This is a genomic window from Streptomyces sp. NPDC058371 (assembly GCF_042723265.1).
GTDB lineage: Bacteria > Actinomycetota > Actinomycetes > Streptomycetales > Streptomycetaceae > Streptomyces.
In genome coordinates this window covers 230,619-250,237 of the sequence record NZ_JBHXJC010000002.1, presented here as the reverse complement: position 1 = coordinate 250,237, position 19,619 = coordinate 230,619, and the positions used below count along the sequence as shown (strand labels likewise).

17 protein-coding genes are annotated in these 19,619 nt (G+C 71.3%); 10 read left to right on the top strand and 7 right to left on the bottom strand.

Going from position 1 to position 19,619, the window contains the following annotated elements:
* Nucleotides 1-5 precede the first annotated feature (5 nt).
* From ACFWM2_RS08660 to ACFWM2_RS08645, 4 genes are read right to left on the bottom strand one after another with little or no spacing between them, the layout of a single operon-like run.
* Nucleotides 6-797 (bottom strand): ABC transporter permease, encoded by a 792-nt coding sequence (locus ACFWM2_RS08660; RefSeq protein WP_383274846.1) that lies wholly within the window; start codon nucleotides 795-797, stop codon nucleotides 6-8.
* Nucleotides 794-1,561, bottom strand: coding sequence for an ABC transporter permease (locus ACFWM2_RS08655; protein WP_383274843.1), 768 nt, complete (start codon nucleotides 1,559-1,561; stop codon nucleotides 794-796). Before ACFWM2_RS08655 ends, ACFWM2_RS08660 begins: the two co-directional genes overlap by 4 nt.
* The gene (locus ACFWM2_RS08650) at nucleotides 1,558-2,544 is read right to left on the bottom strand and encodes an ATP-binding cassette domain-containing protein (protein ID WP_383276458.1); all 987 of its coding nucleotides are present in this window, start codon (nucleotides 2,542-2,544) and stop codon (nucleotides 1,558-1,560) included. Before ACFWM2_RS08650 ends, ACFWM2_RS08655 begins: the two co-directional genes overlap by 4 nt.
* Entirely contained in the window at nucleotides 2,544-3,707 is a 1,164-nt protein-coding gene (locus ACFWM2_RS08645) for a nucleotidyltransferase family protein (RefSeq protein WP_383274840.1), read from the bottom strand. Before ACFWM2_RS08645 ends, ACFWM2_RS08650 begins: the two co-directional genes overlap by 1 nt.
* Nucleotides 3,708-4,035: 328 nt before the next feature.
* Here ACFWM2_RS08645 and ACFWM2_RS08640 point away from each other — a divergent pair, with 328 nt between their 5' ends.
* The 8 genes from ACFWM2_RS08640 (at nucleotide 4,036) to ACFWM2_RS08605 (ending at nucleotide 13,400) form a co-directional block, all read left to right on the top strand.
* Nucleotides 4,036-5,019 carry a hypothetical protein gene (locus tag ACFWM2_RS08640; protein ID WP_383274837.1) on the top strand — a complete coding sequence of 328 codons (984 nt, stop codon included), beginning with the start codon at nucleotides 4,036-4,038 and terminating at the stop codon, nucleotides 5,017-5,019.
* The gene (locus ACFWM2_RS08635) at nucleotides 5,016-5,858 is read left to right on the top strand and encodes a metallophosphoesterase family protein (RefSeq protein WP_383274834.1); all 843 of its coding nucleotides are present in this window, start codon (nucleotides 5,016-5,018) and stop codon (nucleotides 5,856-5,858) included. The genes ACFWM2_RS08640 and ACFWM2_RS08635 overlap by 4 nt, the downstream gene beginning before the upstream one ends.
* Before the next feature lie 228 nt (nucleotides 5,859-6,086).
* Entirely contained in the window at nucleotides 6,087-6,248 is a 162-nt protein-coding gene (locus tag ACFWM2_RS08630) for a hypothetical protein (RefSeq protein WP_383274831.1), read from the top strand.
* Nucleotides 6,249-6,301: 53 nt separating this feature from the next.
* A complete protein-coding gene (locus ACFWM2_RS08625) occupies nucleotides 6,302-7,372 on the top strand; it encodes an alkaline phosphatase family protein (RefSeq protein WP_383274828.1) in 1,071 nt (356 codons plus the stop codon).
* Nucleotides 7,373-7,399: 27 nt separating this feature from the next.
* Nucleotides 7,400-8,620 (top strand): hypothetical protein, encoded by a 1,221-nt coding sequence (locus ACFWM2_RS08620; RefSeq protein WP_383274825.1) that lies wholly within the window; start codon nucleotides 7,400-7,402, stop codon nucleotides 8,618-8,620.
* Nucleotides 8,617-10,458: an aminotransferase class I/II-fold pyridoxal phosphate-dependent enzyme gene (locus ACFWM2_RS08615; protein ID WP_383274822.1), complete on the top strand. Its 1,842-nt coding sequence runs from the start codon at nucleotides 8,617-8,619 to the stop codon at nucleotides 10,456-10,458. Before ACFWM2_RS08620 ends, ACFWM2_RS08615 begins: the two co-directional genes overlap by 4 nt.
* Nucleotides 10,459-10,488: 30 nt before the next feature.
* The gene (locus tag ACFWM2_RS08610) at nucleotides 10,489-12,378 is read left to right on the top strand and encodes a DUF4910 domain-containing protein (RefSeq protein ID WP_383274819.1); all 1,890 of its coding nucleotides are present in this window, start codon (nucleotides 10,489-10,491) and stop codon (nucleotides 12,376-12,378) included.
* Nucleotides 12,375-13,400, top strand: a complete 1,026-nt coding sequence (locus ACFWM2_RS08605) for a GNAT family N-acetyltransferase (RefSeq protein ID WP_383274816.1) — start codon at nucleotides 12,375-12,377, stop codon at nucleotides 13,398-13,400. Before ACFWM2_RS08610 ends, ACFWM2_RS08605 begins: the two co-directional genes overlap by 4 nt.
* Before the next feature lie 99 nt (nucleotides 13,401-13,499).
* Here the strand turns inward: ACFWM2_RS08605 and ACFWM2_RS08600 are convergent, their stop codons facing one another.
* The 3 genes from ACFWM2_RS08600 to ACFWM2_RS08590 all read right to left on the bottom strand — a co-directional run bounded on the left by ACFWM2_RS08600 (nucleotide 13,500) and on the right by ACFWM2_RS08590 (nucleotide 16,634).
* Nucleotides 13,500-14,027: a hypothetical protein gene (locus ACFWM2_RS08600; RefSeq protein WP_383274813.1), complete on the bottom strand. Its 528-nt coding sequence runs from the start codon at nucleotides 14,025-14,027 to the stop codon at nucleotides 13,500-13,502.
* A 428-nt stretch (nucleotides 14,028-14,455) separates the two neighbouring features.
* On the bottom strand, nucleotides 14,456-14,668 hold the full coding sequence (locus ACFWM2_RS08595; RefSeq protein WP_383274810.1) for a hypothetical protein: 213 nt from the start codon (nucleotides 14,666-14,668) through the stop codon (nucleotides 14,456-14,458).
* A gap of 175 nt (nucleotides 14,669-14,843) precedes the next feature.
* On the bottom strand, nucleotides 14,844-16,634 hold the full coding sequence (locus tag ACFWM2_RS08590) for a serine hydrolase (protein WP_383274807.1): 1,791 nt from the start codon (nucleotides 16,632-16,634) through the stop codon (nucleotides 14,844-14,846).
* Nucleotides 16,635-16,918: 284 nt separating this feature from the next.
* Between ACFWM2_RS08590 and ACFWM2_RS08585 the strand changes: the two genes are divergently transcribed.
* Entirely contained in the window at nucleotides 16,919-18,031 is a 1,113-nt protein-coding gene (locus ACFWM2_RS08585) for an NAD(P)H-dependent flavin oxidoreductase (protein ID WP_383274804.1), read from the top strand.
* Entirely contained in the window at nucleotides 18,028-19,590 is a 1,563-nt protein-coding gene (locus tag ACFWM2_RS08580; RefSeq protein WP_383274801.1) for an acyl-CoA synthetase, read from the top strand. The genes ACFWM2_RS08585 and ACFWM2_RS08580 overlap by 4 nt, the downstream gene beginning before the upstream one ends.
* Nucleotides 19,591-19,619 lie beyond the last annotated feature (29 nt).

The window sequence follows — 19,619 nt, the reverse complement described above, 5'->3', positions numbered from 1 at the left end:
GGCGATCAGCTCAGGAAGAGGGCCGCCCCGTCGCGCCGGCTCCTGCGTTCCCGCCATCCCAGCACCGCGAGGGCCGCGCCGAGCCAGCACGCCCCGATCAACGTCTCCCACCCGGCGAGGGCGGCGGTGCCCGCCCCCGCGTCGCCCGCCAGCACCTCACGGACGGCCAACAGCCCGTGGGTGAGCGGCAGTACGTCACCGAGCCGGCCGAGCACCGGGCCGACGGCGCTCGCCGGCACCTCAGGACCGCAGACGATCAGCATCACCGTGAACGCGGCGTTGGACACCACGTTGCGCAGGTCGGCCGCGGTCAGCACCAGGGAGCCCAGAAACAGCCCGAGGCAGTAGCTCGTCACCGCGACCAGCACCAGCAGCAGGGCCAGCAGCACCACCGACGTCACGGTCAGGTGGAGATCCGCGACGGGCGCGAGGATGAGGATGGCGCCCAGACCGCATGCCACGCCGTCCGGAAGCCAGAAGAGGCTCCGCCCCAGCAGGACCAGGGTGGGGCTGCTGGGCGAGGCGACCAGCAGGGCCAGGGTGCCGTTCTGCAGTTCCCAGGTGGTCGAGGCGGTCGCGAACATGCCGTGCAGCGCCACCAGGGCCACCGCGTTGCCGATCAGCAGATAGCGCGCCTGCCCGGGACCCAGCAGGTCGCCGATGGTGGTGAAGAACAGCACCTGGGCGAGCATCCGCACGAACCAGCCGAGCAGCCAGGTCTTCCACGTGAACATGGTCCCGTAGTCGGCGGCGCCGGCCCGTGCCGCCCAGCGCAGTACCTGTGTCCGGCCGCTCAACGCAGACCCACCGTCCCGGTCTCGCGCACCAGCCGTACGATCCGGCCGAGCAGCAGCCATCCCCCCACCCCGGTCAGCAGCCCGAGACCGAGGACGGCACCGATCCGCCAGACCACATCGGTGACCGGTGCCGGACCCAGGGCGTCGCGCAGCAGGTCGGAGCTCCAGGACAGATAGATGAGCCGGCCGATGGGATGGGTCCACTCCGGGAGCCTGTCGAGCGGTGTGAACACCCCGCCGAGCAACAGGGCCGGGTAGCTGAGCGAGTTCTGGAAGGTGCGTGCCGTCCGCGTCGCCACGAACAGGGCCGCCATCAGACACGCGGCGCCCGCGGTGGCGACCGCCGTGACCAGCAGGCCGACGAGGAAGACGAGCGGATGGTGCACCTCGGGCACGATGCCGAAGCCGAGGACCGACACCGCGGCGACCTCCACGACCGTCAGCAGACTGATCGCGGTGGTCACCCAGACCCGGCTGAGGACCACCCTGGCGAAGTCGACCGGGGCGGCGATCTGCAACTCCAGGGTGCCGAGCCAGCGGTCGTTGTCGACGACCTCGCCGGAGATCAGCATGGCCATGCTCCACACGCCCATCAGCACCGGCGCGAGCAGCCCGTAGGCGATCAGGTCCGGCCGGTCGTTGTGCCGGATCAACAACAGGAAGACCGTGGCGAGCAGCGGTGTGCGGACCAGGTCGATGAGGTAGTCGCGATGCGTCAGGACCAGGCTGCCCTGGAAGCGGCCGGCCGCCACCAGAAGGCTCACCGGTTCACCACGCTGCGCTTCTCGTTGCGGTGCACGAGCCGCAGGTAGACCTCTTCCAGGCTGGGCAGCTCCGTCCGGACCTCGGTGACGCCCTGTCCGACCACGAAGGCCAGGACCCGGCCGACGGCTTCCTGGCTCGCCACCGAGACGACCGCCGTGCCGTCGTCGGCCGGGTCCACGTCGATGACCCCGGGCACTGCGCGCACCAGGTCGAGCAGCGCCGCGTCGGCGCGGATCCGGACGCGTTCCTGCTGCGACACGAGGCGGGCCAGGGTCCGGGGCGCCTCGGCCGCGACGACCCGGCCGTGGTTGATCATCGTGACGCGGTCGCAGAGCACCTCCGCCTCGGCCAGGTCGTGGGTGGCGATGAGGACGGTACGGCCCTCACCCGCGAGGCGCTGGATCAGCTCACGCAACTGGCGTGCGGCCAGCGGGTCCAGGCCGTTGGTCGGCTCGTCGAGCAGCAGGACGCGGGGGTCGCCGATCATTCCCCGGGCCAGGTGCAGACGTTGGCGCATGCCGACCGAGAACGTCTCCACCCGGTCCTCGGCCCGCTCGGCCAGGCCCAGTTCGTCGAGCAGCGCGTCGGCCCGCGCCAGTCCGTTCTTGCCGGGCATGCCGTAGAGGGCGGCCCAGTAACGGAGGTTCTGCCGGGCCGAGAGGCGCGGATAGAGACCGCGTTCGCCGCCGAAGACGATGCCGAGCAGCGGGCGGATCCGGCGGTGGTCGGCGACCAGGTCGTGCCCGAGCACGCGGGCGCTGCCCGAGGTCGGCAGCAGCACGGTGGAGAGGATCTTCATCAGGGTGCTCTTGCCCGCTCCGTTCGGACCGAGCAGCCCGTGCACCTCACCCTGCTCCACCTGGATCGAGACGTCGTCGAGAGCGGTGACCGCCGGACCGCGCCGGGTGCGGTACTCCCGCCGCAACTGGTGGGTTTCGACGGCCGGTTGCCGATCGCCCGGCGGGTTGCCGCTGTCGTGCATCACGCTCCTGTTCCCACCGTGGAAGGGGCAGCACCGCGCGCCTCGTCGAGCCACTCCTGCCGCGCGGCACCGGACACCAGGAGGAAGGAACCGAGCGGGGTCCGTGCGACCAGATGGTGTCCCGCGTCGTCGAGTCGCAGCCGCTCCGCCGGCTGGTCGTCCAGCGGTACGCCGAACAGCGGCACGCCCGCGCCGAGCAGCCGTCGGGCGCCGGCCCACCGGTGCACCAGGTCCGAGGCGACTTCGGACCATCGGCCGCCGTGGCCCTCGATCCCGTACTGCGCCACGAAGGCCGGCGCGCGCAACGGATGGCACCAGCGCAGCGCCGCGCGTACCGGCCGCGCCAGCCTCTCCCGTACGACCGCGGCCCGGGTGTGCGGCAGTTGCACCGGGGGAGGCCCGCCCAGCCGGCGGATCCCGCGCATCGCCTCCCGCCACTCCGGCCACAGACCGGTTCTCGCGAGGTCGTCACGCACCTGTTGTACGCCCGCCTCGTCCAGGTGCTCCAGCAGCAGCGACAGGTCGAGCAGATCACGTGAGCGGAAGGGGCGTTCCCAGCGCTCCGCCGTCAGGGCGACGGTGCTCGCCGCCAGGGGGGAGCGCGGCGGACGGGCGAGCTGCCAGGCCGGTCCTCGGACGTCCGTCACGATCTCGGCGGTGAACAGGCCGATCGCGTACGGCTCCTGGGAGGGCTCCGACGGGGGCAGGCGGAACTCCGCGCCCACATGGTGGGGCACGGTGTCGCCGGGCCGGGCGGGGCCGAGAGTGAAGGCCTCCAACTCCCAGCCGTGCGCGGTCAGATCGCGGGCGCAGGCCCACAGATCGGCGTGGCTCGGGCAGATGACGTCGAGGTCGCCGGCCGAGCGGAGCACGTCCGGCGGATACAGGGCGGCGATCGTCATGCCCTTGAGCAGAAAGACGTCGGGCGCGCGATCCCGGAGCTGTTCCCAGGTCTGCCGGTAGCGGTCGATGCGCTCTCGGCACTGTGTCAGTTCGGTGCTCTCGTCGGTGGTGAGGTCCTCACCCGCCGCGGCCCAGAGGCTCAGCAGCGTCGCGGCGAGCTTGTGCCCGGCACCGCGGGCCGTGCGCAGGACGGCATTTCGCGAAGACGCGGGCGGAGCCCCCAGCAGGGCGAGTACCGTCCCGGTCGATACCTCAGTCAACGCCGACTCCGCCGCTGGACGAGTTCGTGATCGAAGAAGGATGTGCTGTGCAAAGAGAAGGCGATCAGGACCCCCGGAAAAGCGGAATAGGCGGATCCTGATCGCATCCGCACCTGCTGCTACTTGCCGGGCTTCGGGCGGACCGTAACCTTCTTGAAGCTGATGCTCATGGGACCCTCCTTGATGTGTCCGGTCATGGAAGTTAGCCTCACCCTATTGCTTCGAATGGTTCATGACAATGGCTCAAGTGGCTTTGCATACAGCCGAGTTGGCGTAAATAGATGCAGAGATACCGGGCCCTGGCGAACGACCGGAGACTCGGAGGACCATGGCTGTCCACCAGTGGTTGCGGGCCCCTTTCACCCACGATCCCGTACGGCGCCGCATTTACCCGAATGACGTCTATTTCCGGGAGACGGCGGCATTGCTGGACCGGCGGGACGTGCCGGAGACGACGCGGTCACTGCGGCGGGGCACCTTCGTCATGTTCAAGCCGGACGCGGTCGTCGGACGGCGTATCGAACCGGCGTTGGCCTTTCTGGCCGAGCACGGCTTCGCACCCCTCGGGGCCCTGGCCGTCCCGGTCGACGCGCGCGTCTGCCGTGAGTTGTGGCGCTATCAGATCAACGCGGCACCGCTCGCCGTCATCCGCGCCGTGGACATGATCCTCGAGTCCGGACCACCCTGTCTGTTCGTCCCGCTCCGGGACACCCAGGGGCCCGAGCGGACGGGCATGACCGCGGCCGAACGGCTCGCGGAGCTGAAGGGTTCGTCCAAGAACCGTGCGGCGAACGGAAGTTCGCTGCGAGAGGCGCTCGGCTGCGAGCTGATGTGCCTGAACTTCCTGCACGCGCCCGACGATCCGGCCGATCTGATCAGGGAGGTGGGCGTGCTACTGCCCGGACGACAGCGGGACGAGGCCTTCACACTGCTGGCGGGCGATCCCTCGCCCCGCTGCGACGCCGAAGTGGCCGCCGCGGCCCGCCGGCTCTACGCCGCTCATCCGGCCCACTCGCTGGAGCCGCCCGCACATCCTGTGGGGCATCTGGCGGCCTGGAGCGGTCCGCGGCGGCCGACCGACGCCGCCGGGCTCTCGGACCGCCTCGACCAGCTGACGGAGGGGGACAGCGGGCTGCCGCTGTGGGACCGTATCGTGATCGCCGCGCAGCTGGTCGAGGGCCTGCCGTCGGAGGGACGGGCGCTGATCGGGCCGCCCCCGGGCACCCGCCCCACGCATCCCCTGGCCGTCGGCGCGGCGCGGACCGGTGACACCCAGAACCCGACGGCCGCCGCCGTCCCCTCGGACCGGTGAACGCCCCGCACCGCCCGGTCGGAAAGGCCCAGATGGACGACGTCACGCTCTACGGCCCGGCGAGCTGGGAAGGACCCCCGGGCCGGTACGGACCGGTCGCGCGGGTCGCCGTGCTCTCCGACATCCACGCCAACATCCCCGCCTTCGAAGCGGTCCTCGCCGAACCGGACGTCGCCGCGGCCGATCTCGTCGTCCTCTGCGGCGATCTGACCTGGGGTCCCCAGCCGCAGGAGACGTACGAGTTGATCGCCGCACTGGGCGACCGGGTCCGGTGCGTACGCGGGAACGCCGATCGCTACGCCGCCGGTATCGGCATCTCAGGAGAGGGGGCCGGCACACCCCGCCAGGCGTGGATCGCCGCGCAGCACTCGCCCGAGGCGATGGCGTTCCTCGGGCGCGTTCCCTTCGGCGTCGTCGTCGAGATCGACGGGCTCGGTCCGGTGCACTTCTGTCATGGATCGCCGCGCAGCGACCACGAACTGGTCACACCGGGTACGCCGCCTGAGCGTTTCGCGGAGCTGTCGGCGACGCTGGACGCCCGGGTGCTGGTCACCGGACACTCGCACCTCCAGTTCGACCGGGTCGTGGCCGGCCTGCGCAGCGTCAACCCCGGAAGCGTCGGACTGCCGTACCACACGGGCGAGCCGGGCACCGCGTACTGGGCCCTGCTGGGTCCCGATGTCCGGCTCAGGACGACGCGTTACGACGTGGCGGACGCTGCCGCCCGTGCGCACCGGGCCGCCGACCCCGAAGCCGAGCGCTATGCCGCGACGCTGATGGATCCGCCCACGCCCGAGCGGATCGTCGAGGACGCGGAAGACAGGATCTTTGTCAATTGAGCGGCCGGGTGACCGCATGAGTGGGCCGCGTGCGTGACCGCCCGAGTAAGCCACCGCCTGTCGCAGGAATCATTCATTCCGTCAACTCCCCGAAACAAGCGAGAAGTTGAAGCTGAATTCACGGCGGCTCAGTGTTGACACACAAGTTCGGCCTGTGTTGACCTGTTCACGCAAAGTTGAAAGTTGTTTGGCTCGATTCTCTGGCACCTTTACCAGCAGGAGGAATCCATGCAAACAGCTCCACTCGCCACCGCGAAAACCGCGACCAGGTCGACCCCCGCGCCGGTGATGCTCCTGCCGCGTCTCGTCGAGCGGATGATCACCGAGCGCCAGGCGGCGCACATCGCCAAGTTCCGTACCACCTGCACCGATTGCGTGCCGAACTTCTGAGCGCAGCGTCACGTGTCGGCGGACGGGCGACAGCGTCCGCCGACCTGCGCGTGGTGCCCGAAGTCGTCGAGCGCTGTCTGCGCACCGCAACCCGGGGGCTGTGTGTCCTGGCGGTCGACGGCCTGTCGTACGGCGTGGCGGAATCCGGCTTCGCCCACGCACAGACGCGACCGCTGCGCTCCACCTTCCCGAGCACGTCGACCACCGCCTGGCTGACCGCCGTCACCGGAGTGGATCCCAGCAGCCACGGCGCCGTCGGCATGGTCTACCGCGCGCCCGGCGCCGACTGCGTCACCCACCTCGTCACGGGTGACACCTACGGCTTCGGCTCGTATCCCCCGCCCAAGAACGCCCTGTTGCACGGCGAGCCGACCCTGTTCGAGCGTGCCGTCGAGACCGGCACGCCCGCCTTCGTGATCGGCCCCGAGCTGGAGCGGCTGACCGGCGAGTGGGTGGCGGCCCTGCTGCGCGGCGCCCGGATCGTGCCGTCACCGGTCACCCGCCTCACCACCGACCCGGTGGCGGTGGCCGAGCGGACGGTCCGTGAGGTCGAGGCGGTTCTCGACGAACCCCGGGACACCGGCTGCCTGGTGTGGGCGTACGTGAACCTGGACGACCACATCCATCAGGCCGGCTACGACGCACGTCTGCACGAGTCCCTGCGGATCCTGGACACGGCGGCGAGCCGCTGGGCCGATTCCGGATGGGACGTCCTCGCCCATGCCGACCACGGTCAGGTCCCGGCGGCTCCCCGCGCCGGCCTGCTGGACGCCTGGGCACGCCTGGACGACCCCGCCCACTGCCGGATGCCCGGTGGCGGCGCCGGGCGCGTGCGGTGGCTGTATCCGCTGCCGGGGCGCGAGGCAGGGGTGGCCGACGCGTTGCGCGACGCGCTCGGCGACCACGCGCTCGTGCTCACCCCGGACGACCTGGCGGCCCGCGGTCTGCTGGCCGCGACCCCGGTGGTCCGCGACCGCATCGGCGCGGTGGTGGCCCTGGCCACCTCCGCGGGCTTCCCCGTGCCGGACCCCGGCGTCGCCTGGGAGCACGGCTCCCTCTCCGACGACGAGATGCTCGTACCGCTCGCCGCCTGGAACCCTCCGCTCGCGACAGTCCTGCCCTGATCATCGTCCCGACATGAAGGAGAGAGCGTGAGCACGGTTGTGTTCCGCAACAAGACCGGTGGTTCGGAGACCCTGCACTCGACGGCGGGCCAGAGCCTGCTCGACGTGCTGCGGGCCAACGGCATCCCGGTCAATGCCGTGCTCACCTACCGCAACGGGGAGGTGGTCCCCGAGGCGACGGTCGTCCTCGAGGCCGAGGACGTCATCGAGGTGCGCCAGGTCCGCCACTACGACCTGGACGTGCTGCGCCGCCCCAAGGAGCACGTCTACGCGGCACCCGACCCCATCTACACCAAGTCCATCGTGTTCGACCACGGCGGAACCCTGGAGCGGCGCACGGAGCAGCTCACTCCGGAGACCTTCGTGCAGTACGTCGAGGAGACCTTCGTACAGAGCATCGCCGCCGGCTCGACCATGCGCCCCGGGGACCGGGTCGTCATCGGTCTGTCGGGCGGCCGGGACAGCGTCGCCTATCTCAAGCTCCTGGAACGGACCCGTGGCCGGTGGCCCGAGGCCGACATGACCGCCGTGACCATCACCGGGCTGCCCGACTGGGACGAGCCGTCGACCTTCCAGATCGCGCTCGACGCCTGCGCGGGACTGGGCGTGGACCATGTGATCGTCACCGCCGACGACGTCGCCGAACTCTTCAAGCTGCGCGAGCCGTTCGTCGACGTCATGAACAAGGTCGTCGCCGGTGAGCACCGCAACATGAACATGGTGATCGGCCACCAGGTGCTGCGCCGCATGCTGGAACAGGAGGCCGAGCGACGGGGAGCCTCCGTCGTGGCGTTCGGGTTCAACGCCGACGACCTGGTGGCCAGCATGGTCACCTGGTTCACGACCGGATACCGGATGGGCGGCATCCCGGTCCGTGAACTGGGCGACCTGCGGTACGTCTTTCCGCTGTACCGCATCACCAAGAAGGAACTGACCCTCTACCTCGAACTCGTCGCCCCGGAACTCAACCGGCAAGGAGCGCCCGGCCGGTTCACCACCGGCTCCGACGAGCGATCCCTGGCCTACGCGATGGCCGACCACCTCTACGACCTGTGGCCGGGCATCGACTACTACGTGTTCAACGCCTTCGAGAACGTGCAGCGCTCGCTCCTGCCGGTGGTCGACGACCTCTGCCGGGTCTGCGGCGGCCGGTATCTCCTCCAGGAGGGCGTGCCCAACCCGGCAGGCCTGTGCGACGTGTGCGGATTCCTCCACCGGCAGGAGGCGCTGCGGGCGGACGCCGTATGACCCGTCCCTGGTACCAGGACTTCTTCGGCGAGGAGTTCTGGGCCGTGGCCGCCCACGAGTACACCGCGGAGCGCACGGCGTCGGAGGCCGACTACCTGTCCGTGGTCCTCGACGGCTCGGCGCCGGGCCGTCGCGTGCTCGACCTGGGCTGCGGCACGGGCCGACACGCGATCGCCCTGGCCGAGCGCGGGTTCCACGTCACCGGCGTGGACGTCGGCGAGTGGGCACTCAAGCAGGCCGCGGAAGAGGCCGCCGCCTCGGGAACTCACGTGGAGTGGCTGCGCCTCGATCTGCTGCGTGAACTCCCTTGGCCGGTCGGCGAGTTCGACGCGATCATCTGCGTCCAGTCCTTCGGCTGGGGGAGCGACGCACAGCAGCTCCGGCTGTTGCGGGAGGCCCGCCGGACCCTCGTGCCCGGCGGGCTGCTGGTGCTGGACCACTCCAACGTGCTGACAATCGCGGGACACTACGTTCCGGAGGCGACCTTCGAGACCGACGGGCTGCGCGCCGACTTCCGCCGTAACTACCGGGTGACCGCCGGCCGCAGCACCGGGGAGATCGAGGTGCGGCGGCCCGGGGCGGAGCCGGTCGTCATCCACGACGACGTACGGATGTACCAGCCCGCCGAGGTACGGGAGTTGCTCGCCCGCGCCGGGTTCACCGTCGAGCGGGTCGACGCGGACTTCACGCTCGACCGCCGGGCCGCGCTCACCTCGCGCTATGTGCAGTTCGTCGCCCGCAACCCGCGGCGCCGGCCCACCGCGATCACCACATGGGAGCGGTCCGCCGCCGACGAGCCGGCGACCGCGCTCGACCTGCGCTGGTCACCCGACGAGATCGATTTCGTACGGTCCTCGGTGGACCGCTCGTTCGAGGCAACCGCCTCCGCGTCCGACGCCGCCGACGTGGCCCGGACGTACCACGTGACCGACCCCTACGCCGCCGAGCAGGCAGCCCCCGTGCTGTCCGCGCACTTCGGCCTGGAACTCTCCCCGGACATGGTGACGGCAGGCACCGGAGCCACCGGTCTGCTGCACGCCTGCGCGGCGCTGGCCCTGCCGGGGCCCGTGCTGCATCTGGAGGGCGGTCACCCGGATCTGCCCCGATGGGCCCAGCGGCTGGGAGCCGAGACCTTCGTGACCCGGATCGAGGACCTCGGCGCCGACCTCGACCGGCACGCCCCGTCCGTCCTCGTGCTCGACCGCCCGACGATCACCGGGGATCTGTACGGAAGGGCCCAGCTGGACGAGATCGCCCGGGCCGCCCGTGAACGCGGCACGACCGTGGTGCTGGACGAGGCTTACGCCACCTACGCCGGACCCGCCGCGAGCTGTGTGCCCGCGGTCGCCGAGCACCCCAACCTCGTCGTGGTGCGCAGCCTCTCGAAGGGCTACTGCTGCGGCGGGCTGCGCGTCGGGTTCGCGGTCGCGCAGCCCGGGCCTACCGCGCGTCTGCGGGAGGTCGCCCCGCCGCTCGCCGCGAACAGCGCGGGCCTCGCGGTCGCGCTCCGGCTCATCGCGCAGGGGGACGTCTTCGCCGGGCTGCGGGCCAGGATCGCCGAGGTGAAGCCGGACGTGTCGGCGACGCTGCGGCGGGCGGGCCTGGAGGTGACGGAGGGAGCGACCTGTCTGCCGTGGGTGACCGTACCCGGGGAAGCGGGGGCCAGGGCCGTCATCGACGAACACGGCTTGCGCGTCAAGGAGATCGAGGGTCGGGCCGTTGACCCGCACGCCGAGGGATCCGGGCAGCGGCGGGGGGCGCGACTATTCAAGATCGCCGTTCCGTTGTCGGCGGAGCGGTTGACGGCCTTCCGCGCGGCCTTCGCCCAAGGCGCTTAGAGGAGTCGACGCGCAGCGATGGGGCCTCACGTGACCGAGAAGACATCCCCCGGCCTGGCGGACCTGACCGGCCTGGTCGGCGGGATCCACCAGGACATCGACGCCCGCGAGGCGATGCGTCAGGTTGCCCGGCTGGTCGAATTCGACCGGTACCAGGGATCGTCGGGGATCGCCGCCGCGGCCGACTTCGTGGCGGACGAGGCCGAACGGGCGGGCCTGGCCGACGTGGAGGTGCTGAGCTTCCCCGCCGACGGCCGGACCGCCTGGTGGACGTTCACCGCGCCCGCCGCCTGGACGCCGCGCGGGGCCCACCTGTCCGTCGTCGGCGGGCCGCCGCTGGTCACGTATCCCGCGCAGCCCTACGCCCTGGCGGCGAACTCGGCGGCCACGGACGGCAGAGCGCCGCTCGCCGTGGCGCAGGACCCGAAGTGGCCGCCGGGTGCGGTCGTCCTCGTCCCCTCCGCGGCCGATCTCGACGGGGAGTTGTTCGCCCGGATGCGGGCCGAAGGGGCGAGTGGCTTCTGCGTCACGACTCACCCGGACCGCCACGACCAGGTGGGTCGCCTCGAACTGCCCGCCACCAGCGGCCTGTTCGGGTTCAGTGTGCTCCCGGACCAGCTCGACGAACTGCGGAACGCCGAGCGGCGCGGCGAGCGGGTGCGCGTCGTCGTCGACATCGACACGACTCCCGGCCGGATGCCCGTGGTGGTCGCGCGCACGCCGTCCGGTTCGCGCTCCGCGCCGGACGCGTGCCTCATCGGTGCGCACCTGTGCCACCCGGCCCCGAGCGCCAACGACAACGCCTCGGGGGTCGCGGCGGCGCTGGCGGCCGGCCGTGCGCTGGCGCGCCGCTCCCTGCGCCGGCCCGTCCGCTTCGTCTGGGCACCCGAGTTCGTGGGTCCGGCGGCCTACCTCCACCAGACGATCGAGGCGGGGCTTCCGCTGCCGGCCATGGCCGTCAACCTCGACATGGTCGGCGAGGACCAGCGGCGCTGCGGCGGCCCCCTCGTCGTCGAGCACAGCCCCGAGTACCTTCCGCACTTCGCCAACGCCGTCGTGGAGGCCTGCGTTCGGGCCCTGCCGCCCGCCGCACGCTCCTACAGCGGCGTGGTCGACTGCGACGTCTGGGCCTGGCGCACGACGCCGTTCGTCGGAGCCTCCGACCATGCGATCCTCGCCGACCGGTCGATCGGCTGTCCCGCCGTACAACTGGGGCACTGGCCCGACCGGTTCAACCACTCCAGCGCCGATACGCTCGACAAGGTCGACCCCGCGGAACTGCGCAGGTCCGCCGCGATAGCCGCGTCCGCGGCCGCCGTCGTGGCGACGGCCGGCGGACGGGACGCCGACCGGATCGCCGAACTCCTCACCCGCTGGACGGCCCGCCGGATGACCGCCTGTCTGCCGCCGACCGACGACCCGCCGGCCCGGGCCCGGCTGACCCGACGCCGGCACTACGGCCTCGACGCCCTAAGCACGCTTAGGGCGTTCGACGCGAGTGAGCGGGTCCTGGACCGCCAGGCGACGCTGCTCGACGGACTGCATCGCACCTTGTCGGCCGCCTGGGACGACGACACTGCAACAGCCGTCCCCGACCGCCCGCGTGGTCCGAGCCTGCGCCGGGCCTGGCCCGGGCCCTTCAACCTGCGCGCGCTGATGGGGGCCGCCGACGAGAAGGACCACCAGTGGTTCCTGCGCCAACTGACCGTGGACCGGGGCCGCTTCTACGCGTCCGCGATGGCCCTGGCCCAGAGCATCGACGGGACGGCCGACGCGCGCGACGTCGTCCGCGTCGCCGCACTCGACTCCGGGATCCCGCTGGAGCCGGAGTTCGGAGAGCGTTTCCTGGCCGCGATGACCGGAGCGGGCTGGGTCCACGAAGTCACGGCGGGCACCGCGCCCGAAAGGGGAACGAGTTGAGCGCGCTGCACGTCGACGTCACCGACTCCTTCGACGACATCGACACCACCCAGTGGGAGCGGGTGGCCCGTTCGGACGCCGCCCCCGTCCACTACACGCCCACCTATCTCCGGGCTTACCAGGCAAGCCCGTTGAGCCCGTACGCGGCCACCCGCTATCTGACCGTCGTCGAAGCCGGCCGGACCGTCGCCGTACTGCCGTGCTACCTCCAAAAGCAGGGCGATCCGTACGGCTTCCTGCGCGACGTGGGCATCCCGGAGGCCGAGGGCCCCGCGCTCCTCGGACACAACTGGTACTGCTACGACACCCGCATCCCCGTACTCGCGGCGGACGCGGACCATCGCGACCGGGTGCTCGGCGCCATGCTGGACGCCCTGGTGGAGCTGCGGGACGCCGACGGTGTCCGGGCCGCGGGGCTGGTCAGCGTCGCCGAGGGCGATCCGGTACTCGGCGTGGCCCGGCGCAAGGGCTGGCGGGTCGCCCCGATCGTGACCCGCTTCCAGCTTCCGCTCCAGGGCTTCACGACGTACGACTCCTATCTCGCGGGCCTGGGCAGCAGGACACGGCGGACGATCCGCCAGTACCTGCGGCGCGCGGCCGACGCGGGCGTCACCGCGTCCGTCGAGGCGCCCGAGCCGGACTTCCTCCGGGTCGTCTGCGATCTCACGCGGCGGACCGCCGCCAAGCACAACAGCGCGGGCATGTACCCCGAGGACGCCTTCATCGACTTCGTCATGGGGCTGGGCGAGCGGGCCCGGGTCGTCCGCATCGACCAGGGCGACAGCACGCCGGCGGCCGGGGTCGTCCTCCTGGACGAGCAGCGCCTGCACATGTGGGTGGGCGGCGCCAGCCACGCCACGATCGACAGCTTCAGCCCCAACTACCTGCTGTGGGCCGCGGAGATCCGCACCGCCATCGAGCTCGGAAAGCAGTGGGTGGAGGGCGGCCGGAGCAACCGCCCCATGAAGGAGCGCCACGGCATGACAGCACTGCCGCTGTACGCCTGTGTCGCCGGGTCCTGACGCGGACGCGCAGTTGGTCGGCCAGGACCACCGCGCCGGCGTCACGCCCGGGCGGGGCGGCCGGTCCGCGGCGCCCGCGCAGACCGGCCTTCGCGTGCCTCAGGCGCAGAGGACGCGAGTCTCAGGGGTGTACACGGGACCGCCGCTGGTGTTCCCGCTGTCGCTGAACTCGGCGTAGAAGTACGAGTAGAAGCCGATGTTGCCGTTGCAGCCGGAGTCGGCGGCGACCTGCAGCGTGAGCGTCACGGTCCGGCTCTGGCCGGGCGGGATGGTGGCGCCGTAGTTGCCGCCGAGGTTGGCGGGACCGGTACCGGAACAGGGGGTGCTGCCGGCCGCGGTGGCGAGGCTGCAGCCGGTGAAGCTGTACTTCAGGTCGGGCCGCTGAGTCGTCAGCCAGGTCGGCTCGATCGTCTGGTACACGAACCAGACGTCGTAGGTCCTGTTGTTGGTGAGTGTCATCGACAGGTTCACCGTGCCACCGGGGGCGGTCGTGGCGCTGTTCGTGGCGAACGTCAGGTCGGCCGGCGCCGGGTCCGCCGCGCTCGCGGTGGGAGCGAGGCCGAACAGGGCGAGGACGAAGGCGATGACGGTGGCGAGACCGAGACGTCTCAACTGTGTGGATGGCATGGCCGGGAGGCTAGGCAGAGGCGCGCGCACCGTCTGCACCGCCGGAACCAAAGGCAACAGAACTCGGCTGGAAGTGTGCGACTCGTGGTGAGCCTGTGAAGGGCTGTTGAAGGACGAGGTCACCGGTGTTCCCGCACGGTGATCGCGGGCGGGCCCCGCCGGGGGCCGGACGCGTGGCACTGCTCGGTCCGCGACAGGGCCGGACGGTATTGGCGGATTCAAGGTGCGACCCGGAGGACGGATGGGGCACCGCCGGATTGTGGAGCGTAGGTGTTCTCGGCCAGTCCGCGAATTCCGGCCGACCGTACGTCGGCGCCGGTCCGACGAGGCGACATGCGACGAACGGGACGCAGCGCTCCGCCCGTGACTGAGCGCCGTGGCCGGCCGGCCACGGCGCTCGTGTGTCGGAGGGTGTCCGATCCGGACTACTACAGCGGCAGGGTTGAGGTGACCGGCGCGAGCAGGCCGAAAACGGGGTTGAGGGCGCCGGTGGCCTGGCTCAGCGGGTTGAGCTGACCGAGTTGGCCGAGCTGTCCGGCGGGGGCAGGGGCGGGGCTGTCCGCGGTCGCGGGGAGAGCGGTCAGGGCGAGGCCGCCGACGGCGAGAGCCGCGGAGGCGAGCAGAATGCGGGTGTTCGTCATGCCAGGTCAACGACCGCGGAGGCAAGGGGACACCCTCAAATGAGGTGTCATCGGCCGTCCGTTCGCGCTCGGTGGCCGGGCGCCCGCGGAGGCATGGGGACACCCGGATGACTTGCCTTCGGTCGTCGGTCGCGCACTTGGTGGGCCGGACGCGTACGGGCGGGCCCCGGCGGCGTCAGTCGCCCGACGGCGACCAGCCCACCGCCTTGATGCGCGCGGCGTCCGCCGAGTGGGTCTCGTCGAAGACGACACGGCCACCGGCCTCGACCCGCAGGGCGTCGACGTACGCGCCGCGGCCGACGTACAGCCGGTCGGTCGCGTACCGCCAGCGCACGGTCAGTTGCCGGGCCCCCGGCAGCTCCGCGTCGAGGCGGTGCCAGACGCGGTCCGACCAGCCGGTGACCGAACCGGCCGGATGCTCCAGCGGGGCACTTCCCTGCCTTACGGTCGTGAAGGGGACCGGCTGCCACGTCGTGCCGCCGTCCGGTGAGGCCTCCAGGAAGAGGACGTCCGACTGGGGTTCGGTGTCCCACCACAGGGCGCAGCGCAGCCGCGGGCGGCCGCGCGTGGTGTCGAGCGCGGGAAGGGTCAGCGTCGCTGTTGTCCCGGTGGCCATCCCGGAGAACCAGGAGGTGCGTCCGCGCACGGGGCGTACCGGCACGGCGCGGGCGAGATGGTTCGCGGCGGCGACCCGGGGCGCGGATCCGGAACGCCAACTGCGCACGGGATGAACGGAGTTGCCCAGCAGTACGAGGAAGGAGTCGGTCGTCGGGTCGAGCACGATGGCGGTACCGGTGAAGCCCGTGTGTCCGGCGGTGCGGGGCGTCGCCATCGCGCCCATGTACCAGTGCTGGTAGAGCTCGAAGCCGAGGCCGTGCTCGTCGCCGGGGAAGGCCGTGTTGAAGTCCGTGAACATCAGGTCCACCGACTCCGGCTTCAGGATGCGCGCGGTGCCGTACGCGCCGCCGTTGAGCAGCGTACGGCCGAGGATCGCCAGGTCCCAGGCGGTGGAGAAGACGCCCGCGTGCCCCGCGACCCCGCCGAGGGAGTACGCGTTCTCGTCGTGCACCTCGCCCCACACCAGCCCGCGGGCGAGCCCCGACCAGGGCGGCCGGGCGTCCTCGGTGGCGGCGATCCCGGGTTTCCAGGACGCGGGCGGGTTGTAGCGGGTGCGATGCATGCCGAGCGGTGCGGTGATCTCGTCGTGGAGGAGGGTGTCGAGCGTCCGGCCGGTGATCTTCTCCAGGACCAGCTGGAGCGAGATCAGATTGAGGTCGGAGTAGCGGTACTTGGTGCCCGGGGGGTTGAGCGGTGCCTCGTTCCAGACGAGTTGGAGCTTTCCCTCGCGCGTGGGCGCGTTGTAGAGGGGGATCCAGGCGCGGAAACCCGAGGTGTGGGTGAGGAGCTGACGGATCGTGACGGCCTGTTTGCCGGCGCCCGCGAAGTCGGGGAGGTACGAGGCGACGGTCGCCTCCAGCTCCAGCGTGCCGCGCTCGATCTGCTGCACCGCGAGCAGCGAGGTGAAGAGTTTCGACACGGAGGCGAGATCGAAGACGGTGTCGTCGGCCATCGGGATCTGCTGGTCCGCCGGGAACTCGACACCGGCATCCGTCTTCTCGTCGTACGCCGAGTAGCGCACCGCCTTGCCGATCGGTTGATGCAGGGCCACCGTGCCGCCCCGTCCGGCCAGCAGCACGGCACCCGCGTACCAGGGGTGAGCGGGGGAGGGGCCGAGGAACGTCTCGGCGTCGGTGACCAGTTGGCGCAGATGGCCGGCCAGCAGCCCCGCGCGCTCGGCCGAGCCGTGCCGCAGGACCGGATGCCCGCCACTCGTCCCGGCGGCCGCCGCGGGGCCCGCGGGGAAGGGCGCGACGGCCAGGGCGCCGCCCAAGGCCAGGGCTCGCGTGCCGAGTTGACGACGGGTCAGCCCGCCGGTCGTCACTCTGCCCGCTGCGTCTTCGGTCATCGAGGAGCCTCCCACCGCGCCGCCTGAAAGTATCTTTCCGGTTTCGCCCTGCGCGGTGAAACTTTCCTGTCAGCGGCTGGGTGTGTCAACCCTGCCCGAGGTGCGGGCGGGTCGTGTCGAGTGATCCGGGCCGAGGGATTGCCCAGCGACCCCGCCCTAGGGTTTTCGGTCCCGCCTGTCCCGTCGGTCGTATCGGCCCGGGGCGGGTGGCGGGGTGTCGAGAAATCTGACGGAGCATCAGGAAAGGCCTTCCCTCGTCCCGAGGACTGCGGCATCCTGCGCCCATGCAGACGGAGCTGAGCAAGAGACTGGGAGTCGAGCACGCCGTCTTCGGCTTCACACCGTTCCCCGCCGTCGCCGCCGCCATCAGCAGGGCGGGCGGGTTCGGTGTGCTCGGTGCGGTTCGCTACACGGCCCCGGACGACCTCAAGCGCGACCTCGACTGGATCGAGGCACACATCGACGGCAAGCCCTACGGCCTCGATGTCGTCATGCCCGCCAAGAAGGTCGAGGGCGTCACGGAGGCGGACGTCGAGGCGATGATCCCCGAAGGGCACCGGCGGTACGTCACGGACACCCTCGCCAAGTACGGCGTGCCCGAACTCGCCGAGGGAGAGGCGTCCGGCTGGCGCATCACCGGGTGGATGGAGCAGGTCGCCCGCGACCAGCTCGACGTCGCCTTCGACTACCCGATCAAGCTCCTCGCCAACGCCCTCGGCTCACCGCCCGCCGATGTGGTGGAGCGCGCCCATGCGAAGGGCGTACCGGTCGCCGCGCTCGCGGGCAGCGCACGGCACGCGCGCAAGCACGCGGAGGCGGGCATCGACGTCGTCGTGGCACAGGGCTACGAAGCCGGCGGGCACACCGGAGAGATCGCCTCGATGGTGCTGACGCCCGAAGTCGTCGACGCCGTCGCCCCGTTGCCCGTCCTCGCCGCCGGAGGCATCGGCAGCGGACAGCAGGTGGCCGCCGCGCTCGCCCTCGGCGCCCAGGGTGCCTGGCTCGGCTCCCTGTGGCTGACGACCACGGAGGCCGACATGCACTCGCCCGCCGTGACGCGGAAGCTGCTAGCCGCCGGATCCGGCGACACCGTCCGCTCCCGCGCCCTGACCGGCAAACCGGCGCGACAGCTGCGCACCGAGTGGACCGACGCGTGGGACGACCCGAGCGGGCCCGGCACCCTCCCCATGCCCCTGCAGGGCCTGCTGGTCGCCGACGCCCTGTCCCGCATCCAGAAGCACGAGGTGGAGCCGCTCCTCGGCACTCCCGTCGGCCAGATCGTCGGCCGGATGAACAGCGAACGCAGTGTCCAGGCGGTCTTCGACGACCTGACCCGCGGCTTCGAGCGGGCCGTCGACCGCATCAACCGCATCGCCGGAAGGAGCGCTCAGTCGTGAGTACGGCCGCGAGCACGCCCCCTAACGGTTTCTGGGCCCAGGCGGCCGGGGACCCGCAGCGTACGGTCCTCATCGCCCCCGACGGCGAGGAATGGTCCGCCGGACGGCTGCACGCCTCGGTCAACCAGCTGGTCCACGGTCTGCGCGCCGCCGGACTCGAACGCGGCGACTCCTTCGCCGTCGTCCTGCCCAACGGCGTCGAGTTCATCACCGCGTTCCTGGCCGCCTCGCAGGCCGGCTTCTATCTGGTGCCCGTCAACCACCACCTCGTCGGCCCGGAGATCGCCTGGATCGTCGCCGACTCGGGCGCCAAGGTGCTCATCGCGCACGAACGGTTCGCCGAGGCGGCGAGCCGGGCCGCCGACGAGGCCGGACTCCCGGCCGGCCACCGGTACGCGATCGGAGACATCGGCGGCTTCCGCCCCTACGCCCAACTCCTCGACGGGCAGCCGGAGTCGGTCCCCGACGACCGCACGCTCGGCTGGGTCATGAACTACACCTCGGGCACCACCGGGCGCCCGCGCGGCATCCGCCGGCCACTGCCCGGCAAGCTGCCCGAGGAGACGTACCTCGGCGGCTTCCTCGCCATCTTCGGAATCAGGGCCTTCGACGACAACGTGCACCTCGTCTGCTCGCCGCTCTACCACACGGCGGTGCTCCAGTTCGCGGGCGCGGCCCTGCACATCGGCCATCCGCTGGTGCTGATGGAGAAGTGGACGCCCGAGGAGATGCTGCGCGTCATCGACGCCCACCGCTGCACCCACACCCATATGGTCCCCACCCAGTTCCACCGGCTGCTGGCGCTGCCGGACGAGGTGAAGGAGCGCTACGACGTCTCGTCGATGCGGCACGCCATCCACGGTGCCGCCCCGTGTCCCGACCATGTGAAGCGGGCCATGATCGAGTGGTGGGGCCACAGTGTGGAGGAGTACTACGCGGCCAGCGAGGGCGGTGGCGCCTTCGCCACCGCGGAGGACTGGCTCAAGAAGCCCGGCACCGTCGGGAAGGCCTGGCCCATCAGCGAACTCGCGATCTTCGACGACGACGGCATCAGGCTGCCGGCCGGTCAACTGGGCACCGTCTACATGAAGATGAGTACGGGCGGATTCTCGTACCACAAGGACGAGGGCAAGACGAAGAAGAACCGTATCGGAGACTTCTTCACCGTCGGCGACCTGGGGTATCTCGACGAGGACGGCTATCTCTTCCTCCGCGACCGCAAGATCGACATGATCATCTCGGGCGGGGTCAACATCTACCCCGCCGAGATCGAGTCCGCGCTGCTCACCCACCCGGCCGTCGCGGACGCGGCCGCCTTCGGGATCCCGCACGACGAATGGGGCGAGCAGGTCAAGGCCGTGGTCGAGCCGGCGCCCGGACACGAACCGGGTGAGGCCCTCGCCGCCGACATCCTCGACCACTGCGCACAGCAGCTCGCCGGGTACAAGCGGCCCAAGAGCGTCGACTTCGTCGAGGTGCTGCCCCGCGATCCCAACGGGAAGCTCTACAAGCGGCGGCTGCGCGATCCCTACTGGGAGGGGCGGACCCGAGTCGTGTGACCCGGTTCGCCGACGTCCGGCGGTGACGG